The organism is Trujillonella humicola (assembly GCF_046233715.1).
GTDB lineage: Bacteria > Actinomycetota > Actinomycetes > Mycobacteriales > Geodermatophilaceae > Trujillonella > Trujillonella humicola.
Map to the genome: position 1 here is coordinate 23,487 of NZ_JBJNRJ010000004.1, position 17,450 is coordinate 40,936.

Genomic DNA, 17,450 nt, shown 5'->3' on the forward strand with positions numbered 1-17,450 from the left:
GGGGTCAGGGGGTGGGGGCCTCGCCGTCGACCAGGGCCACCGAGGTGATCCGGTGGACGGCGAAGGTGCGGGTCTCCCCGCGGCCCTCGTCGAAGGCCTGCAGGAATCCGCCGCCCAGCGACACCGGCTGCACCACGCGCTGGCTGCCGCTGCCCTGCGCGTCCACGTACCCCAGCCACACCGGCAGCCCCGCGCGGACCGCCCGGGACAGCAGCTCCAGCGTCCCGGCGGTGGTCACCCCGGGCACCTGGCGCACCGCCTCGCCGCGGCGGGCCGACAGCGCGGCGTCGCCGGCCCGGATCTCGCGCACCGTCGCGGCGAGCTCGGCCTCGGTGAGCGGGCGCGGCGCGGCCGTCGTCGCCGTCGTCGTCCTGCGGCCCAGGGCCCGCGGCCGCGCCGGGGGCCGGGTGAGCACCGCGCCACCGGCGGACTCGCCCGCCGGCGCGTAACCGGCCCCGCGCAGGACGGTGAGCACCTCGTCGGCGCCCAGCCCGCTGACCAGCACGCCGGGCGCCAGGCGGCGCAGCTCCGCGGAGGCGGCGCGCCGGTCGTTGAGGACCTGGGAGAGCAGCCCGTGGTCGTCGGAGCGCACGTAGCTCTCGATCGCGCCGACCCGCAGCCGGCCGTGCTGGCGGGCGACGTCGTCGACCAGGTAGTCCAGGGCCTGCGGTACCGGCGTCCGCGAGGCCCGGGAGAAGAAGTCGTGCAGGTCCGTGGCCGACCAGCCGGCGTCCAGCGCCCGGCGGACGCTGCCCTCGGACACCCGGAAGACCGTCGCCCCGCCGGAGGACTCGACGTCGGCGACGACGGCGAGGGTGTCGGCCAGCTCGGCGACCAGCGGGCCGGGTGCGACCAGCGACAGGTCCGGCTGGGCGAGCACGTGGTCGACCGGCTCGGGCAGCAGCCCGCGCATGCCGTCGGCGGCGCCGTCCTCCCCGGCGGTGAGCAGCCCGCGGCCGCCGGTCGACAGCACGCCGCCGACCAGCACGCCGAGCCGCGTGGCCTCGCCGAGCATGCCGGGGACCGGTGCCAGCCGGTCGGCCCGGCGGGGGGTCCGCCACCGGAGCAGCTCGACCAGCTCCTCCGCCGGCAGCCCGGAGCCGGGCGGGTACTCCGCGAGCGCGCCGAGCGCGCCGCGGCGGATGCCGGCCGCGGTGTGCCGGACGAGGTCCGGCGACAGCGCGTTGACCGCCTTGCCGGCGACGTCGCGCTGCCCCACCAGCGAGGGGAGCCGGGAGCTGTCCAGCCAGCCGGCGGCCAGCGTCGCCCAGCGGTCGGCCAGGTCCTGCTCGCGCCAGACGTCGTAGGCCCGGGTGGGCAGCCACTCGTCCCGGTGCGGCCCGCCGACGTCGAGCAACCCCGCGGCGTGCGCCAGCTCCAGCAGCCAGCCGGCGTCGGCCTCGTCGACGTGCAGCGCCCGGGCGATCCGCTTCTGGTCCCGCACGGCGACGCCGCCGCTGCGCAGCAGCCCCGCGGGTTCCTCCTCCAGCAGCGCCAGCAGCTCGCCGACGCGCCCCACCGCCTCCAGCGCCGCGCCGGCCGCCCGCCGGTCCAGGGTGGCGGGGTCGCCGGTCACCGCCGCCGGCTCGGGCCGCAGCCGCGGCGGGCCGTAGGGGAGCTCCCCGCGCAGGGCCAGCCCGACCTCGCGGGGCAGCTCCACGTTGAGCGCGTCGACGCGGGCCAGCAGGCCCCGCTGCAGCAGCCGGCGAGCCGGCGTCGCCGGTCCGCCGGCGTTGTCGGGCAGGTGTCCCACGGGCCGGCTGCCGGCCAGCCGCTCGAGCACCTCGCGCTCGTCGCGGTCCAGCTCACCGAGCGCCGCGGCCAGGTCGGCCGGCGGGGACAACCGCAGCTCGGACGCCCGCCGGCCGAGACCGGCCGGGTGCCGGACGGCGCGGCGCACGGGTTCGGGGGCGTGCAGCACCTCGTCGCCCCACAGCAGCGCCCGCGTGGTCAGCGCCTCGACCGCGCCGGTGAGCACCTCGTCGGGCACCTGCGGCAGCGCCGCGGGCAGGTCGGCCGCCTCGACGCCGTCGGTGGGTGCGAGCAGGACGACGTCGAGCACCTGCAGGGTGGCCGCGTCCAGCTCGTCGAGGGCGCGGTCGACCGAGACCGGCACCGCGAGCCGGCTGGCCAGGGCCACGACGTCCGACGGCGCGGGCCGCGCGACGTCGGGCCGGGCCGCCAGCAGGGCGGCCACCTGGGCGTCGCTGCGGGTGCGCAACCAGGCCGAGAGGGTCGCGGGGCGTTCGGCGGGCATCCGGACCACGGTACGGCGCCTGCGACCATGGCCGCGTGCAGCCGGCCTCCGACGACCCCGCGACCGTCGCGGCGATGGCCGCCTACCGGGGCGGGGCGGTGCGCTGGATCGGCGGCGGGCTGGTGGCCGCGGTGCTCGCCGTGCTCGCCGGCGTCGCCGTCTCGTCCGTCGTGGACGGCACGGGCCGGCGGCTGCCCGTCGTCGGGCTGGCGGTCGTCACCCTGCTGCTCGTCGCACCCGCCGCCGTCGCCGTCGGCACCGGCTCGCTGCTGCGCGCCCGGCGCTGGGCCGCGGCGCTGGCCCGCACGCCGTGGCGGCCCGGGGTGCTGCGCGCGGGCGGCCCGGCGGTGCTGTCCTTCGAGCCGTACGGCGGGGACCGGGACGACGCGGTGCGCTGGCTGCTGTTGAGCACGACCCTGTGGCGCGCCCGCGCGGTGCAGCGGCTGGACGGCGGTGAGGTCCGCGCGGTGCCGGTCGGCGGCGGGGAGTGGGTGTTCACCGCCGACGGGCTGGGCACCCTCTACGGGGCGCAGGAGCCGCGCCCGCGTCGCTGACCACCCCGGGTGGTGTCGCGTGCACGGGCGCGGGGCGGTCGGCGAGAATGACCGCGACCGGGCGCACCGTCGGGTGCGTACGCAGACCTCGGAGGCGGAATGAGCAAGCGCAACCCCAAGCAGGCGCACCTGGTGGAGCCCACCTGGGGGCAGTCGGAGGACGCCGGCCCGCCGGTGAGCGAGCTGGTGAGCGAGATGGCCGGGTCGCTGTCGCCGTTCGGTGAGGACCACAGCTTCCCGCTGCCGCCGGAGCGGCTGCGCTACGCCCACCCCACCGACAAGCCGAACCGGGCCGGCCTGATGGCCGGGGAGGACCCCCGCAAGAAGCGGCGCTGAGCGGCGCCGGAGCGAGAAGCGGCGCTGAGCGGCGCCGTGCGGCTGGTCAGCCGGCCTTCGCCCGGGGGGCCGGCGCCAGCCGCACGAGGAGCTTGGACAGCATCGTCCCGACCACGACCCAGACCAGCGCGGCCAGCGCCGCGTTGATCGTCTCGCCGATCTTGGGGTCGTCGGGCGTGAAGAGGTCCTGGGTGAACCAGCCGAAGTCCTCGCGCACGGTGCGGGCGAACTCGACCAGCCCGTTGGCCGGGTTCGCCTCGAAGAAGACGAACACCGCGTGGAGCAGGATGACCGCTCCGATCAGGGAGCAGACGACACGCACCACGGTGGCGACGACGCTGAGCGCTCGGGCGGCCATGCGCCCATGATCGCCCAGGTCACACGGCCGCGCGACCCGCCACCCCCCGGCCCGACCGGCAGTCCACGGCCAGCGCGCGGTGGTCGGACAGGGGCAGTCGCACCGCCTCGGCCGGCCCGGCTGCGGTGATCGGACCGCGCGCCAGCAGGTGGTCCAGTTGCCGGGTGGGCGCCTCGACGGGGAACGTCGCCGCCGAGGCCAGCGGCCGCAGCCGGCTGACCCGGGCCGCCTGCCGCGGTTCCATGTTGAGGTCGCCCATCACGACCAGCGGTTCCCGGGTCCCGGCCAGGGACCGCATCAGCCGGCGGAGCTGGAACTCGTTCCACCCCGGCACGAAGGACAGGTGCGTGTTGGCCACCGTGAGGTGCCCGTCCGGTCCCTCCAGGACGGCGGCGACGGCGACCCGCGGCTCGTCCCCCACCACGCGCGGCCGCCGGTCGCCGCGGAACCACACCGGCACCCGGGTGGTGAGGGCCGGCAGCCGCACCACCCGCCAGGACACCACGGGAAGCCGCGACAGCAGGGCGATGCCGTAGCTCGCCGATCCCGGCTGCTCGTCGCCGGTGGCGGCCATCCAGGTGCCGCCGGGGGTCCCCGCCAGCGCGGCCACGAACTGCGAGTCGACGGCGCCCATGGCCTCGGCGGCCACCGCCGTCAGGTCCGCGTTGAGCGAGCGGGGCTGGTCGCGGTCCACCTCCTGCAGCCCCAGCACGTCGGCGTCGAGGGCCTTCACGGCGGCGGCCAGGCGGTCGCAGTCGACCCGGCCGTCGGCCGGCGAGCGTCCGTGCAGGATGTTGAAGGTCGCGATGCGCACGTCCGGGCCATGCCCCGGCGCGGCCCGTCGCTACCGTGCGTGCGGCGGACGCGAGCGGGTAGCAGGCTGCCGTGCTGCCCGACGACCGCGACGAGATCCGCGACCTGCTCAAGCGCACCGCCGTGGCGCTCAAGGAGGGCGGGGTCCCCTTCGCCCTGTGCGGCGGCTACGCCGCGTGGGTGCGCGGCGCGCCGGAGCCCGACCACGACGCCGACTTCCTCGTGCCGGCCGCCGAGTCCGAGCGGGCCGCCAAGGTGCTGGCCGAGGCGGGGCTCGAGGTGGCCGATCCCGCGGAGGACTGGCTGACCAAGGTCGTGCAGGGCAACTCGTTCGTCGACGTCCTCTGGCGGGTGTGCGGCAACCCCGTGGAGACCGACCTGATCGACCGCGCCGAGGTGAGGTCGGTGCTCTCCGTGCACATGCCGGTCCTCGCCGCCACCGACGTCGTCGTCACCAAGCTCATGACGCTGGACGAGCACTACTGCGACTTCGCGCGGATGCTGCCGGTGGCGCGGGCCCTGCGGGAGCAGGTCGACTGGGCGCGGGTCCGCCGCGACACCGCGGGGAACGACTTCGCCGTCGTCTTCCTCGTCCTGCTGGGCCGGCTCGGCATCGTCGAGGTCCCCGAGGCCGACCTCCCGACGGGCCCGCGGGCGGCCGACTAACCTGGGCGGGAGCGGCCCGCGTGCCGCGCCGCCCCCGGCGACCTGCCGGACCGACCGCGACGTGACTGAGGGATCGACGTGCCCACCGGCAGAGTGAAGTGGTTCAACCCGGAGAAGGGCTTCGGCTTCCTCTCCCGCGAGGACGGCCCCGACGTCTTCGTGCACCGGGACGCCCTGCCCGCGGGCACCGAGGAGCTCAAGCCGGGGCAGCGCGTCGAGTTCGGCATCGTCGCCGGCCGCCGCGGCGACCAGGCGCTGCAGGTCCGCGTCCTGGACCCGCTGCCGTCGGTGACCGCCGCCCACGCCGCGGCGACCCGGAAGAAGCCCGACGAGCTCGTGCCGATCATCGAGGACCTGATCAAGCTCCTCGACGACGTCTCCGAGGGGCTGCGCCACGGCCGGCACCCCGACCGCGCGCACGCCCGCAAGGTGGGCACCGTGCTCCGCGCCGTCGCCACCGACCTGGAGCACTGAGGGAGGACCCCGTCCTCCTCGTCCCTCGCGAGCTCGGGACGAGCCGCTGGACGGGGCCGACCGCTGAGCACGTCGGGCGCATGCCTTACGTGCTCATCCCGCGCGGATGAAGCCGACCGGCCAGGCGCCGGAGAAGCCGTCGCACTCGGGGACGGCGTTCTCGACGACCACGAGGTAGAACCCCGCCGGGACGACGTCGGAGCTGTTGACGGCGAAGCTCGCCGCACCGGCCTCGACGTCGACCTCGCCGATGACCTCCTCCAGCTGGTCGTCGAACACCTGGACTCCCCAGCCCCGTTCGGCGACCGGCTCCGGGACGGTGAGCGTGATGGGGGAGTCGGGGGACACCTCGATGATCGGCGGCGTGACCGAGTAGCGCTCGCCCTCGCCGGACAGGCAGTACTGGGAGGGCTGCACCGGGATGTCCTGGGGGCCGACCGTCACCCGGACCTGGGGCGGTGCGTCCGGCTCGCCCCCGCCGCACCCGGCGAGGGCGACCAGCAGCGCCGCGGAGCCGGCGAGCGCCGGCCTCACCGTGCCCACTGCTCGGCCGGCACGACGCGCCGCTGGCGCTGCAGCCCCCACAGGATCACCCCCACGGCGAGCACCAGCAGCGCCGCCGCGACGGTGAACCCCAGCCAGCCGATCGGCGGCAGGGCGATGCCGAGCGCGCCGCCCACGACCCACGCCAGCTGCAGCATCGTCTCCGAGCGGGCGAAGGCGGAGGCGCGCTGCGCATCGGGCACCTCGCGCTGGATGATCGCGTCCAGCGACACCTTGCCCAGCGCGTTGGTGACCGCCGAGACGCCGGCGACCACGGCCGCCATGACGAAGCCGAAGAACACCGCGGCGAGGACGGTGATCCCGGCGGCGACCCCGGCGGAGACCAGCACCATCTGGTCCGGTTTGGCCGTGTGCAGGCGGGACCCGACGGCGGTGCCCAGCACGCTGCCCACGCCGGCCGCGGCGGCGATCCCGCCCAGCGCCAGGGTGGCCTCCCAGCCTTCTGCCGTGGCCTGCACCAGGAACGCCGAGAAGATCGTCAGGAAGCCGCCCAGCCCGCGCAGCGCCGAGTTGGCCCGCAGCGCCACCACCACGTGCGGGCTCACCTGCCGGCGGCGCCGGCCCACCGTCGACTGGCGGGTGGTGGTCAGCACGTCGGCGGGCTGCTCGCCGGCCGGGACGTCGACGTGCGCGGGCAGCCGGACGGCCAGCACGCCGGCCGCGGTGAAGACGACGGCGGTGAGCCACAGCTCCGGCTGGAACCCGAACGCCCACGCCACGCCGGCGCCGGCACCGCCGAACACCGCGGCGGTCAGCAGGCCGAACACCGACGTCCGGGAGTTGGCGCTGGTCAGCGACATCTCGCCGGGCAGCACGCGCGGCAGGACCGCGGCGCGCAGCACGTTGTGGGCCTTGGACAGCACCAGCACGCCGAGCGCGGCCGGATAGAGGAGGAGGTCGTCGTAGTGCGCGGCCATCACCAGGGCCAGGACGGCGCGGCCGAGGTCGGCCGCCCCCATGGCCCACCGCCGGCCGCGCTGCAGCCGGTCGAGCAGGGGCCCGATGACCGGGGCGACGACCGCGAACGGCGCCATCGTGACCAGCAGGTACAGGGCCACGTTGCTGCGCTGCGCGTCGGCCGTCGCCGCGAAGAAGAGGGTGCCGGCCAGCGACACGGCGATCATCGCGTCGCCGGCGGCGTGGAGCGCGTTGGCCCACAGCAGCTGGGTGAGACCGCTCTCCCCGGCGCCGTTCGCCCGGCTGGCGGCCCGGACCCGCCGCACCGCGGCGCCGGTCAGCTCGCGGGACCGGGCGACGGCCACGCGGGTCACCGTGGCCCGTTGCCCGGGCGGGGCGGTGGCCGGCCCGGTCGGCGGCGCCCCCTCCGGCAGCACGGCGGTCTCCGCGGCCGCGTCCGGTGCCTCCGCGGGCCGGCCCGGCGGCTGCTGGCCCGGGTACCAGGCCGCCGGAGGGCCCGGCGGGTAGGGGGCACCGGGGTAGCCGGCCCCGGGGTGGGCTGCCCCCGGATGGGCGACCGGCGGGTACGCCGCGGGCGGGTAGGCGCCCGGTGGGTAGGCCGCGGGCGGGTAGGCGCCGGGTGGGTAGGCCGCGGGCGGGTAGGCGCCGGGTGGGTAGGCCGCGGGCGGGTAGGCGACCGCCGGGTGGGCCGCGGGCGGGTAGGCGCCCGGTGGGTACGCCGCGGGCGGGTAGGCGCCCGGTGGGGAGACCGCCGGATCGGCCGCGGGCCCGCGGGCGGCGGGCGGGTACGCCGGCGGGGCGTCGTAGGGCGCGGCGGCGGACGGCGGCCCTCCGAGACGCGCCGCGGGGGCCGGCCGCTGCTCGCGGGTCGCGGCGGGCGCCGGTACCCGGGCGGTGGGCGTGTCGTCCGCCGGCACGGCATCGGCGGCGGGCATGGGCCTGGTGGCCGAGCGGGGACGCTGCACGGGAGCGGTGTCCATGGTCTCCGCCATCGGCACCTCCGTCACCGGCGGCGCCGACCGGCGGCGCAGCAGGCCGCGGCGGGGACCGGAGGGCGGGGGGGCGGACACCGCTCCATGGTGCCGCACCTCGCTGAGCAGCCGGGGAAGGCGGGAGGCGCCGCGTGCCCGGGCGCGCGGGGGGCGGGCGGAGCGGTGCGCGACAATGGCGCCGTGCCCGAGACCTCGCCGTCCCCCCTGGCCGCCGCCGTCGACCTCGCCCGCGCGGCGGCGGAGGAGACCGCCGGGGACCCCGCCGTCGTCGGGGAGCACCTCGCGGCGACGCGGGAGACCGCCGGCGACCCCGTGCTGGGGGAGGCGCTGACCCACTCCTTCGCCAGCACGCTGCCCGGCTACGTCGGCTGGTACTGGGCGGTCACCGTCGCCCGTGCGGCCGGCGAGGACGACGTCACCGTCGACGAGGTGGTGCTGCTGCCCGGCGAGCAGGCGTTGCTCGCCCCGGCGTGGGTGCCGTGGCACGAGCGGCTGCGACCGGGCGACCTCTCCGTCGGCGACGTGCTGCCCTCCACCGAGGACGACCCCCGGCTGGTCCCCGCCTACACCGTCGACGACGACGCCGCCGGCGACCCGGAGGCGCGGGTGGTCGCGCGGGAGATCGGCCTGGGCCGCGAGCGGGTGATGTCCCGGCAGGGCCGCGCCGAGGCCGTGGCCCGCTGGACCGGCGGTGACTTCGGGCCCCGGTCGTCCATGGCCCGGCACGCACCCGGCCCCTGCGGCACCTGCGGCTTCTTCCTGCCGCTCGCCGGCTCGCTGCGGCACGCCGCCGGCGCCTGCGGCAACGCCTACGCGCCCGCGGAGGGCCGGGTCGTCACCGTCGACTACGGCTGCGGTGCGCACAGCCAGGCGACGCTCGTGGCGCAGGAGGCCACCGAGGTGGTCACCACCGCGCGCTACGACACCGCGGAGTACGACGTCCTCTCGGACTGATCGTCAGCCGGGACGGCCGAGCTGGCCCTGCCAGCGCATGATCGCCAGCCCCACCAGGGCCAGCGCGATGCCGGACACGCAGGTCCAGGTCCAGACCCGGTCGACCCGGTCGCCGAGCAGGAGCACGACCACGAGCGCCACACCCCACAGCCCGATGCCCGCCAGCACCACGCGCGCGGTGTCGACCCGCAGCGGCGGCGGCGCCTGCTTCGTCGGTCCGGGCACACCTCGACCCTAGGCTCCCGCTGCCCGGGCGGTCGTCACCAGGGGCTCGGCCGGTGTGGCACTCTGTCGCCGCCCGTCCGGCGCACCCCCGGGGAGATCCGCCATGCCCGAGAAGTCCCGTCCCGCCTCCGGGGACACCCCTGCCGACGTGTCCGCGGCCGAGCCGCGGACCATCCCCCGGCGCAGCGAGGGCCCCCGGATCAGGCCGCGCAACGGCCTGGACCGCTACTTCGAGATCAGCGCCCGGCGCTCGACGGTCGCCCGCGAGCTGCGCGGCGGGCTGACGACGTTCTTCACCATGGCCTACATCGTGGTGCTCAACCCCATCATCCTGACCGGCATCGCGGGCCCCGACGGGGTGCAGGGGGCCGACGTCGAGGGCACGGTGCTCTCCTTCGGCTCGATCGCCGCCGTCACCGCGCTCCTGGCCGGCACCCTGACGATCCTCATGGGCGTCGTCGGCCGGTACCCGTTCGCGCTGGCCACCGGGCTGGGGATCAACGCCATCGTCGCGGTCTTCGCGGCCACGCAGCTGTCGTGGCCGGAGATCATGGGCCTGGTCGTGCTCGAGGGCCTGATCATCGCGGTGTTGGTGCTGACCGGCTTCCGCAAGGCGGTCTTCGAGGCCATCCCGGCGCAGCTCAAGACCGCGATCGCGGTCGGCATCGGCTTCTTCCTCACGATCATCGGCCTGGCCGACGCCGGCATCATCCGGCCGGGCAACCCGCTGATCAGCTTCGGCGTCGGCGGCCAGCTGGCCGGCTGGCCGATGCTGGTCTTCGTCGTCGGGCTGCTGCTGTCGGCCGTGCTGGTCGTCCGTCGGGTCAAGGGCGCGCTGCTCATCGGCATCGTGGTGACGACGGGGCTCGCGATCGTCGTCGAGGCGATCGCCGACATCGGGCCGCGCTTCTCCGAGGCCGGGGAGAACGCGCGGGGCTGGGCGCTGCAGGTGCCGGCGCTGCCCGACGACGTCGTCGCCGGCCCCGACCTGTCGCTGCTCGGGAACTTCTCGCTCTTCGGCGGCTTCGAGCGGATCGGCATCCTGGCCGCGCTGCTCATCGTCTTCTCCATCATGATCGCCGACTTCTTCGACACCGTGGGCACGGTGACCGCCGTCGGCGCCGAGGGCGACCTGCTCGACGAGAAGCGCAACCTCCCGAGGTCGCAGCCGGTGCTGCTGGTCGACTCGCTGGCCGCCGCCGCCGGTGGCGCGGGCAGCGTCTCGTCGAACACCACCTACATCGAGAGCACGGCCGGCGTGGCCGACGGCGCCCGGACCGGGCTGGCCAGCGTCGTCACCGGGCTGCTCTTCCTCGTCGCGATGTTCTTCACGCCGCTGGTGGCGATCGTGCCCTCGGAGGCGGCCGCGCCCGCGCTGGTCATCGTCGGCGCGCTGATGATCACCCAGATCCGGCACCTGGTCTGGGACGACATGTCGCTGGTCGTCCCCGCCTTCCTCACCATCGCGCTGATGCCGTTCACCTACTCGATCACCAACGGCATCGGCGCCGGCGTCATCAGCTTCGTGGTGCTGCGCCTGGCGGTGGGCCGCCGCCGCGAGATCCACCCGCTGATGTGGGTGATCGCGGTCCTGTTCGCCGTCTACTTCGCCCTCGAGCCGATCCAGCAGCTCGTCTAGGTCCCGGCTCCCTCGGTGGGGCGCGAGGGTCCCTCCGATCGTTAGATAGGCTACGGATCGTGCCCCGGACGCCCCTGGACACCGCGGCGCTCGCCCACGACCTGCGGTTGGCCGTCATGCGCTTCTCCCGCCGGCTGCGCCACCAGCGGGTCGACACCTCCGTCACGCTCACCCAGCTGGCCGCCCTCTCCACGCTCAAGCGGCACGGGTCGATGAGCCCGGGTGAGCTGGCCGGCCACGAGCGGGTCCAGCCGCCGTCGATGACGCGGATCGTGGTCGCGCTGGAGGGGATGGGGCTGGTCAGCCGCAGCCCGCACCCGACCGACGGGCGTCAGGTCGTCATCGGCCTGACGCCGGCGGCCGAGGACCTGCTGACCGCCGAGGCGCAGGCCCGGGAGGCCTGGCTGACCGGGCAGCTGGGCGAGCTGACCGACGAGGAGCGCACGGTGCTGCGGGAGGCCGCGACCATCATGGAGGAGCTGGCCGCGCGGTGAGCGCGACCGGCACCGGATCCCGGGCCTCCCACGGGATGTTCCGGTCGCTGCGCGTGCGCAACTACCGGCTGTTCGCCTCGGCCAACCTGGTCAGCCTCATCGGCACGTGGATGCAGCGCATCGGCCAGGACTGGCTGGTCCTCCAGCTGTCCGACGACAGCGGCATCGCCCTCGGGGTGGTGACGGCCCTGCAGTTCGGGCCGGGCCTGCTGCTGGGCATGTACGGCGGCGTCCTCGCCGACCGGTACCCCAAGCGGCGGCTGCTCGTGGTCACCCAGTCGCTGATGGGGGTGGTGGCCCTCGCTCTCGGACTGCTCGTCACGACGGGTGCGGTCGCGCTGTGGCACGTCTTCGCCCTCGCGGCGGTCCTGGGCTCGGTCTCGGCGATCGACCTGCCGGTGCGGCAGTCGTTCGTCTCGGAGATGGTCGGCCCGGAGCTGCTGACCAACGCCGTGGGGCTGAACTCCACCGTGTTCAACGGAGCGCGGCTGGTCGGCCCGGCGGTGGCCGGCCTGCTCATCGCGGCCTCCTCGGGCAACACCGGCCCCGCGTTCCTCGTCAACGCCGCCAGCTTCGTGTTCACCGTCGTCGCCCTGCTGGTGATGCGGGGCGAGGAGCTGTTCCCCGGCCCGGCCGCGGGCCGGGCGCGGGGGCAGCTGCGCGCCGGGCTGGCCTACACCTGGTCCCGCCCGGACCTGCTGCTGGCCCTGGTGCTGGCCTTCCTGATGGGCACCTTCGGGCTGACCACGCAGATCACCATCGCCTTGATGGCCCGCCAGGAGTTCGACCTCGGCGCCGGGGCGTTCGGCCTGCTGACGACGTTCTTCGCCGTGGGGTCGCTCGCCGGGGCGCTGGTGTCGGCCCGGCGGAGCAGCCGGCCCACCGAGGGCTTCCTCGTCGGCGCCGTGGTGGTCTTCGGCCTGGTCTGCGCGACCGCCGGGCTCATGCCGGGGTACGCCTGGTTCGCCGCCGCGCTCGTGCCGACCGGCGCCGCGGCGATGGCCTTCACCGTCGCGGCCAACACCTTCGTGCAGCTGGGCGCGGACCCGCAGCTGCGCGGCCGGGTCATGGCCCTGTACTTCCTGTGCCTGACCGGCGGGCTGCCGTTGGGCTCCCCGCTGGTCGGCTGGGTGGCCGAGCACCTCGGCGCCCCGTGGGCCTTCGTGCTCAACGGCGGGCTGCTGGCCGTGGCGGGGCTGGTGGCCGGGGCCTGGCTGCACCGGCGACGGCGGACCGGCACGAGGGACGGCGTCCCGGCGGCGGGCGCGCACACGACGGCCGCCGCCGGCTGAGCGGGCGTACCGTTCGGGCCACGCCCACCCCGCCGTCCCGGAGGCCGCCATGGCCGGCGCCCTGCTGCAGCTCGCGTTGCTGACCGCCGCCCTCGTGGCCTCCTTCGGGCTGCTGGGCCTGCTCACCGGGCTGTTCTGCGGCACCGTCCGGCTGCGGACGAGGCGGCGCCGGGCGGAGGACCCGGTGCACCGTCCGCTGCAGCAGGTCGCCGCCGACCTGCGCCGGCTGGCCCACCAGCTCGCCCTCGTCCCGGCCGGTGCCCCGGTCGCGCGCCGGCGGGGACTGCAGGCCGCCTACGACGACGTCCTCGTCGAGGCCGCCGCTCTCCTCGAGGTGCCGCACGCGATGACCCTCACCCCGGCCGGCCCGGCCCGGGACACCGAGCGCGCACGCCTGCAGGCGGGGCTGGCCTCCGCCGGCCTGGATCCCCGCTGAGCGCGCCGGGACCGCTGCGGCTGTTCGTCGCCGTCACCCCGCCGCAGGTCGCGCTCGCCGCCCTCGGCGAGGCGGTCGCCCCGCTGCGCGATGCCCCCGGTGCGCCCGCCTGGACGGCCGTCGAGCGCTGGCATCTCACGCTGCTCTTCCTCGGTGCCGTGCCGCCGGCCGCGCTCGAGCCGCTCACCGGCCGGCTCGGGGAGGTCGTCGCCGCGGCCCGGCCCATGACGCTGCGGCTGGAGGGCGCCGGCCGCTTCGGTTCGCCCCGCCGTCCGCAGGTGCTGTGGGCCGGCCTGTCCGGCGACGTACCCGAGCTGATCGCGTTGGCGGCCGGCCTGAGCCGTGCGGCCCGCTCGCTGCGGCTCGAGGTGGAGGACCGCCCCTTCCGGCCGCACCTGACGCTGGGGCGCTGGCGCCCCGGCCGGCCGGCCGACGGCGCTCTCGCCGACCGGCTGGCCGGCCACCGCGGGCCGCGGTGGCCGGTCGAGGAGGTCGCCCTGGTCCGCAGCACCCTCGGGCCGCGACCGCGGCACGACCGGCTGGCCGGCTGGGCGCCCGGATCACGCTGACCCGGCTCAGGCCAGGCTGCCCGACTCCACGGGGGTGGTCGCCTGCGGGTTGATCGTCTCGTCCGGCTCCAGCGGCTGGGCGCCGACGTCCTCCGGCTCCTCCTCGTGCGGGGCCTCGTCCTCCGGCTCCTCCTCGTGGGGGACCTCGTCCTCCGGCTCCTCGGGCAGCTCGGGCTCCTCCGCCTCGAACGCCCGTGGGTCGATCGCGTCGGCCCGCAGCAGCAGGTCGCCCATCGCGTAGCCGGCCGGACCGGGGCTGAAGCCCGGGTTGGCGGTGAAGTAGGAGGTGGCGTCGCAGGCGAGCAGCCCGAGGATCACCTCGGCGACGATCCGGCCGCCGACCGGGCCGAGCCGGCTCCCTCCGAGCAGTTCGGCCTCCTTGAGCACGTAGTACCAGAGCGGCGCCTTGCCCTGCCGCTGCCACTCGCGCTCGGTGAGGCCGAGCTCGGCGTTGCTCAGCGGTCGCAGCCCCATGGCCACCGCGACGTCCTGGCCGGCGGGGAGCCCCAGCCGCTTGCCGCGCAGCAGGTTCCGCTCGGCGAGGGAGACGATCGCGCCCGCGGTGGGGGCGACGACGGTCGGCGGGAGCGTCGACAGCGGCAGCGAGAGCTGCGTGTCGATCTTCCGCGACATGTTGCGGTCGTCGGGGGTGCTCATCCCCGGGATGTCGAAGAAGTAGTTCCAGTCCACCCAGAGGTCGTGCGGGATGGGGCGATTGCCCCGCAGGTCCTCGTACCCGTCCCGGCCGAAGATCGGGACGGTGTGCCCGTCCTGCATCTCGTACTCGGCGCGGATCATGCTGTGGCCGAAGCGGAAGGCCGCGCCCGAGTACTCGACCGGCATGTAGGGCCGGCGCGGGTTGCGCGGCCGGTACAGGCGGCCGAGGAACTCGATCCGGCCGCTGCCCTGGCGGCGCAGCAGGCTCGCGACGAGTTCCGGGCCGACGATCCGCGGCAGGTAGTCGTGGACGATCAGCCACTGGTAGTGCCAGCGGCACTGCTGCTGGGCCTGCTCGAAGGTCAGCCCCTCGTCGCGCAGCTTGTTGTGCAGCTTGAGGAAGGCCACGTGCAGTTGCGCGACGATGAGGTTCTCGTCGTTGCGCGGGTCGCCGAGGAACGCCGCACCCACGTCGTCGCGGGGCAGGTCGGTCAGCCCGTCGTGCTCCCACAGCCGCATGTACCCCGGCCGGGCCGGGTCGTAGAGCTGGGGGCTGACCGCGGGGCCGTTCCCGTAGACGCTGCCGAGGTCGAACCGGGGCGAGTCGTAGTTGATCATCGCCCGCGGGTCCTGCTGCTGCTGGGTCAGCGGCGTCTTGTCCAGCGTCATGTCGTGGTCGATGAACTGGCCGAAGTAGATGTAGCCGGCCGGGATCGCCTGGTTGTCGAACGCGACGTCGCTGTCCTTGACGTCGTTCAGCGGCGCCTTGCCGTCGTTCATCCGGACGGCCAGCCGGGTGAGCAGCGCGTCGGGCGGGCTGAAGGCGGGCAGCCGCTTGAACATGACGCCGAAGCGCGCCTCGGCGTCGCGGCCCGCGCGCACCGCGATGTCGCTCCCGCGCGGGTTGCCGACGGCGTGCGCGCCGCGGGTCGCCCGCGGGCGGGCCGGGGCCGGGGCGGGCGTCGGGGCCGGCCGGGAGGGTCGCGGTGGCGCGGCGGAGGCCGGGCCGGCCGCGGTCCCGACCAGTCCCGCCGCCGCGAACCCCGTCAGGCCGGCGAGGACCGACCGCCGGGACAGGCCCGGCCGCAGGTCGGCGGCCTCCCGCGCCGCACCGCCGCTGAAGGGGCAGCCACCACCGCGTCCACCGTCGAGTTCGCCCACGTCGTCCCCACAGACCAACAGCGGGCCCCGGTACCGGTCGCCCTGGTGGCTGTGAGGCTGCTGTGCACGGGTGGGGCGGCGGAGGTTCCGGCTGGGGGAGGGGACGCCCCCCAAGCCAGGGGGGTGGCGAGGGGGTCGTTCAGCGGGTCGTCACCAGGCGTACTCCATCGGTGCCGCCCGGTAGCCCGGGAAGATCTCGTCCAGGCGTGCCATCGCGGCCTCGTCCAGGGTGACCTGCAGCGCGCGGAGCCCGCCCTCGAACTGCTCCATCGTGCGGGGACCGACGATCGGCGCCGTCACGCCGGGGCGGTGCAGCAGCCACGCGACGCCGACGTCGGCGGGGGCGTGCCCGAGGTCGCGGCACAGCTGCTCGTAGGCCTCCAGCGCGGGGCGGTGCCGCTCGATGCGATCCCGGTTGCGGTCCTCCTGGCGCCGCGCCCCGGACGACCCGTCCAGCACCCCCGCGAGCAGGCCCCCGGCCAGCGGGCTCCACGGGATGACGCCGATGCCGTGGTGCTCGGCGGCCGGCAGCACCTCGAGCTCGGCAAGCCGGGTGAGCAGGTTGTAGTGCGACTGCTCGCTGACCAGACCCTGGAAACCCCGGCGGTCGGCCACCGCGTTCGCCGTCGCCAGCTGCCAGCCTGCGTGGTTGGAGGAGCCGACGTAGAGCACCTTGCCCTGGGCCACGAGGGTCTCGCAGGCCTGCCAGATCTCCTCCCACGGCGTGGCCAGATCCACGTGGTGGAACTGGTACAGGTCGATCCAGTCGGTCTGCAGCCGGCGCAGCGAGGCCTCGCAGGCGCGCACGATGTTGCGCGCGGACAGGAAGGTGTCGTTCGGCCAGTCGGACATGCCGCCGTAGACCTTGGTCGCCAGCACCGTCTTCTCGCGCCGCTCGGCGCCCTGGGCGAACCAGGAGCCGATGACCTCCTCGGTGCGGCCCTTGCCGGCGTCGAAGCCGTAGACGTTGGCGGTGTCGAAGAAGTTCACCCCCTCGGCCAGCGCCCGGTCCATGATCGCGTGCGAGTCGGCCTCCTCGGTCTTCCAGCCGAAGTTCATGGTCCCCAGGCAGAGGCGGGAGACCGACAGGCCGCTGCGCCCCAGGTGCGTGTACTCCATGGATCAGCACCCTGGCACCCTGTCGGGCGTGCCGCAGGACGACCTCGACAGCGCCTTCGACCGTGCCACCGCAGTCACCGCCGCCGAGGGAGGGGGCGCGGTCGCCGAGCTCGACCCCGGGTGGGAGGTCGGCGGGGGGATCCTCAACGGCGGCTACCTGATGGCGGTGGCGGCCCGCGCGGCCCTGCTGGGCAGCCCGCACCCGCACCCGGTGGCGGTCTCGGCCACCTTCCTGCGGGCCGGGGCGGGGGGCCGGGCCGACGTCCAGCTGACGTCCGGGCCGGCGGGGCGCACCCTGGCCAACAGCGTCGCCGTCCTGTCCACCGGCACCGGGCCGACCCTCACGGCGCAGGTCACGACCGCCACGCTGGGCGGGGAGCCGGTGGACTGGACGGCCAACGCGATGCCGTCCGTGCCGGACCCGGAGGAGTGCTCGGCGGCCCTGCGCCCGCCCGGCGTGCCGGTGCCGGGCCTGGTGGAGCGCCTGGACATCCGGTTCGACCCGGCGACGGCCGGCTTCGTCGCCGGCCGGCCGGCCGCCGAGCCGCGGCTGCGGGCGTGGATGCGGCTGGCCGACGGCCGCGAGCCCGACCCGCTGGCGCTGCTGGTGTTCGCCGACGCGCTGCCGCCGGCGGGCTTCGCGATCGGCCGGATGGGCTGGGCGCCGACGGTGCAGCTGCAGGTGCTCGTCCGCGCGCTGCCGGCGCCGGGGTGGTGCCTGGTGGAGAACGTCAACACCGAGGTCTCCGGTGGCTGGACCGACGAGGACTGCCGGATCTGGGACTCCACCGGCCGCCTGGTCGCGCAGAGCCGCCAGCTGGCCCGGCTGCCCCGCTGACCACTCGTCCCGCCCGTCCCGCCCGTCCCCGGGGCCCTGGGGGGGTGGGGGGGGGGGGGGGGGGGCGGGGGCGGGGGGGGGGGGGGGGGGGGGGGGGGGGGGGGGGGGCGGGGGGGGGGGGGGGGGGGGGGGGG

19 protein-coding genes are annotated in these 17,450 nt (G+C 76.2%); 11 read left to right on the plus strand and 8 right to left on the minus strand.

Going from position 1 to position 17,450, the window contains the following annotated elements; all coding sequences use genetic code 11:
* Nucleotides 1–4 precede the first annotated feature (4 nt).
* On the minus strand, nucleotides 5–2,257 hold the full coding sequence (locus ACK586_RS03390) for a helicase-associated domain-containing protein (RefSeq protein WP_409329040.1): 2,253 nt from the start codon (nucleotides 2,255–2,257) through the stop codon (nucleotides 5–7).
* Nucleotides 2,258–2,292: 35 nt separating this feature from the next.
* Here ACK586_RS03390 and ACK586_RS03395 point away from each other — a divergent pair, with 35 nt between their 5' ends.
* Nucleotides 2,293–2,811, plus strand: a complete 519-nt coding sequence (locus ACK586_RS03395) for a hypothetical protein (RefSeq protein WP_409329041.1) — start codon at nucleotides 2,293–2,295, stop codon at nucleotides 2,809–2,811.
* A gap of 99 nt (nucleotides 2,812–2,910) precedes the next feature.
* A complete protein-coding gene (locus ACK586_RS03400; RefSeq protein WP_409329042.1) occupies nucleotides 2,911–3,147 on the plus strand; it encodes a hypothetical protein in 237 nt (78 codons plus the stop codon).
* Nucleotides 3,148–3,193: 46 nt separating this feature from the next.
* Here the strand turns inward: ACK586_RS03400 and ACK586_RS03405 are convergent, their stop codons facing one another.
* Nucleotides 3,194–3,505, minus strand: coding sequence for a hypothetical protein (locus tag ACK586_RS03405; RefSeq protein ID WP_409329043.1), 312 nt, complete (start codon nucleotides 3,503–3,505; stop codon nucleotides 3,194–3,196).
* 19 nt (nucleotides 3,506–3,524) lie between these two features.
* Nucleotides 3,525–4,319 carry an endonuclease/exonuclease/phosphatase family protein gene (locus ACK586_RS03410; RefSeq protein WP_409329044.1) on the minus strand — a complete coding sequence of 265 codons (795 nt, stop codon included), beginning with the start codon at nucleotides 4,317–4,319 and terminating at the stop codon, nucleotides 3,525–3,527.
* A gap of 71 nt (nucleotides 4,320–4,390) precedes the next feature.
* On the opposite strand from ACK586_RS03410, the gene ACK586_RS03415 reads away from it, so the two are divergent.
* Nucleotides 4,391–4,984: a nucleotidyltransferase family protein gene (locus ACK586_RS03415; RefSeq protein WP_409329045.1), complete on the plus strand. Its 594-nt coding sequence runs from the start codon at nucleotides 4,391–4,393 to the stop codon at nucleotides 4,982–4,984.
* A gap of 78 nt (nucleotides 4,985–5,062) precedes the next feature.
* A complete protein-coding gene (locus ACK586_RS25600; protein WP_425330367.1) occupies nucleotides 5,063–5,458 on the plus strand; it encodes a cold-shock protein in 396 nt (131 codons plus the stop codon).
* 93 nt (nucleotides 5,459–5,551) lie between these two features.
* Here ACK586_RS25600 and ACK586_RS03425 read toward each other — a convergent pair whose 3' ends face one another.
* Together ACK586_RS03425 and ACK586_RS03430 are read right to left on the minus strand one after the other, a co-directional pair.
* A complete protein-coding gene (locus tag ACK586_RS03425; RefSeq protein WP_409329046.1) occupies nucleotides 5,552–5,992 on the minus strand; it encodes a DUF2771 family protein in 441 nt (146 codons plus the stop codon).
* Nucleotides 5,989–8,010: a hypothetical protein gene (locus tag ACK586_RS03430; RefSeq protein ID WP_409329047.1), complete on the minus strand. Its 2,022-nt coding sequence runs from the start codon at nucleotides 8,008–8,010 to the stop codon at nucleotides 5,989–5,991. The genes ACK586_RS03425 and ACK586_RS03430 overlap by 4 nt, the downstream gene beginning before the upstream one ends.
* Nucleotides 8,011–8,112: 102 nt before the next feature.
* On the opposite strand from ACK586_RS03430, the gene ACK586_RS03435 reads away from it, so the two are divergent.
* Entirely contained in the window at nucleotides 8,113–8,886 is a 774-nt protein-coding gene (locus ACK586_RS03435; RefSeq protein ID WP_409329048.1) for a DUF3027 domain-containing protein, read from the plus strand.
* A gap of 3 nt (nucleotides 8,887–8,889) precedes the next feature.
* On the opposite strand, the gene ACK586_RS03440 is transcribed toward ACK586_RS03435, so the two are convergent.
* Nucleotides 8,890–9,111, minus strand: coding sequence for a DUF2530 domain-containing protein (locus ACK586_RS03440; RefSeq protein ID WP_409329049.1), 222 nt, complete (start codon nucleotides 9,109–9,111; stop codon nucleotides 8,890–8,892).
* Between the two features lie 103 nt (nucleotides 9,112–9,214).
* On the opposite strand from ACK586_RS03440, the gene ACK586_RS03445 reads away from it, so the two are divergent.
* From ACK586_RS03445 to thpR, 5 genes are read left to right on the plus strand one after another with little or no spacing between them, the layout of a single operon-like run.
* Nucleotides 9,215–10,750, plus strand: coding sequence for an NCS2 family permease (locus ACK586_RS03445; protein ID WP_409329050.1), 1,536 nt, complete (start codon nucleotides 9,215–9,217; stop codon nucleotides 10,748–10,750).
* Between the two features lie 59 nt (nucleotides 10,751–10,809).
* Complete coding sequence (locus tag ACK586_RS03450; RefSeq protein WP_409329051.1) at nucleotides 10,810–11,244, plus strand: MarR family winged helix-turn-helix transcriptional regulator; 435 nt, start codon at nucleotides 10,810–10,812, stop codon at nucleotides 11,242–11,244.
* Nucleotides 11,241–12,536: an MFS transporter gene (locus ACK586_RS03455; protein WP_409329052.1), complete on the plus strand. Its 1,296-nt coding sequence runs from the start codon at nucleotides 11,241–11,243 to the stop codon at nucleotides 12,534–12,536. The genes ACK586_RS03450 and ACK586_RS03455 overlap by 4 nt, the downstream gene beginning before the upstream one ends.
* 49 nt (nucleotides 12,537–12,585) lie before the next feature.
* The gene (locus ACK586_RS03460) at nucleotides 12,586–12,972 is read left to right on the plus strand and encodes a hypothetical protein (RefSeq protein WP_409329053.1); all 387 of its coding nucleotides are present in this window, start codon (nucleotides 12,586–12,588) and stop codon (nucleotides 12,970–12,972) included.
* 20 nt (nucleotides 12,973–12,992) lie between these two features.
* Nucleotides 12,993–13,541: an RNA 2',3'-cyclic phosphodiesterase gene (gene thpR / locus ACK586_RS03465; protein WP_409329195.1), complete on the plus strand. Its 549-nt coding sequence runs from the start codon at nucleotides 12,993–12,995 to the stop codon at nucleotides 13,539–13,541.
* A 6-nt stretch (nucleotides 13,542–13,547) separates the two neighbouring features.
* Here thpR and ACK586_RS03470 read toward each other — a convergent pair whose 3' ends face one another.
* On the minus strand, nucleotides 13,548–15,359 hold the full coding sequence (locus tag ACK586_RS03470; RefSeq protein ID WP_409329054.1) for a peroxidase family protein: 1,812 nt from the start codon (nucleotides 15,357–15,359) through the stop codon (nucleotides 13,548–13,550).
* Between the two features lie 150 nt (nucleotides 15,360–15,509).
* Nucleotides 15,510–16,478, minus strand: coding sequence for an aldo/keto reductase (locus ACK586_RS03475; RefSeq protein ID WP_409329055.1), 969 nt, complete (start codon nucleotides 16,476–16,478; stop codon nucleotides 15,510–15,512).
* Between ACK586_RS03475 and ACK586_RS03480 the strand changes: the two genes are divergently transcribed.
* Complete coding sequence (locus ACK586_RS03480; RefSeq protein ID WP_409329056.1) at nucleotides 16,477–17,316, plus strand: thioesterase family protein; 840 nt, start codon at nucleotides 16,477–16,479, stop codon at nucleotides 17,314–17,316. The two genes, ACK586_RS03475 and ACK586_RS03480, sit on opposite strands and share 2 nt — an antisense overlap.
* Nucleotides 17,317–17,450 lie beyond the last annotated feature (134 nt).

Bases quoted from the DNA above. Each gene is read 5' to 3' on its own strand.
- ACK586_RS03480 (WP_409329056.1), top strand. From the start codon at position 16,477: ATGGATCAGCACCCTGGCACCCTGTCGGGCGTGCCGCAGGACGACCTC.
- ACK586_RS03400 (WP_409329042.1), top strand. From the start codon at position 2,911: ATGAGCAAGCGCAACCCCAAGCAGGCGCACCTGGTGGAGCCCACCTGG.
- ACK586_RS03445 (WP_409329050.1), top strand. From the start codon at position 9,215: ATGCCCGAGAAGTCCCGTCCCGCCTCCGGGGACACCCCTGCCGACGTG.
- ACK586_RS03460 (WP_409329053.1), top strand. From the start codon at position 12,586: ATGGCCGGCGCCCTGCTGCAGCTCGCGTTGCTGACCGCCGCCCTCGTG.
- ACK586_RS03405 (WP_409329043.1), bottom strand. From the start codon at position 3,505: ATGGCCGCCCGAGCGCTCAGCGTCGTCGCCACCGTGGTGCGTGTCGTC.
- ACK586_RS03390 (WP_409329040.1), bottom strand. From the start codon at position 2,257: ATGCCCGCCGAACGCCCCGCGACCCTCTCGGCCTGGTTGCGCACCCGC.
- ACK586_RS03475 (WP_409329055.1), bottom strand. From the start codon at position 16,478: ATGGAGTACACGCACCTGGGGCGCAGCGGCCTGTCGGTCTCCCGCCTC.